This window comes from Vibrio sp. 2134-1, assembly GCF_033339495.1.
In genome coordinates, this window is the sequence record NZ_JAWOUS010000686.1 from 1 (window position 1) to 592 (window position 592).

Consider the following 592-nt stretch of genomic DNA (forward strand, 5'->3'; position numbering starts at 1 on the left):
GTCTTTTCACATGACCAATAAACAGGAATAACGCGACAGCAACCCATAGTGAAATGATGATCAGCATCATGAGAACAACTCCTGAAGTGCCCCATCTAAGCCGAAGAACTTAGCTCTCTCATAAATCACAGAACGCTTAGAAAGACCTGGCGTTCGGAACTCACCTGAGATTTTTCCTTCATCGCCTACGCCATTGTTCTCAAAGCGGAAAATATCTTCCATCACCACGCTGTCCCCTTCGAGGCCAACGATCTCACTGATGAACAATATTTTACGACTACCATCATGCAGTCTTCGTACTTGGACGATCAGATCGACCGCACTCACGATAGTGCGACGAATCGCCTCAAGCGGTAGGCTTGCTGTAGCCATCATTACCATACTCTCGACACGCGCAATTGCATCACGAGGGGTGTTCGCGTGCAGTGTTGACATAGATCCATCGTGACCGGTGTTCATCGCTTGAAGCATTTCAAATGCCTCACCGCCACGACACTCACCGACGATGATTCTGTCTGGTCGCATACGAAGGGCGTTAATCACCAAATCTCGAGCGGTAATTTCACCAGTACCTTCGACACTTGCTTGGCGC

At 48.8% G+C, this 592-nt stretch carries 1 protein-coding gene; it reads right to left on the minus strand.

Going from position 1 to position 592, the window contains the following annotated elements; all coding sequences use genetic code 11:
* Nucleotides 1-66: 66 nt before the first annotated feature.
* A partial coding sequence (locus tag R7R78_RS27960; RefSeq protein ID WP_225474832.1) for an ATPase, T2SS/T4P/T4SS family occupies nucleotides 67-592 on the minus strand: 526 nt, incomplete at its 5' end.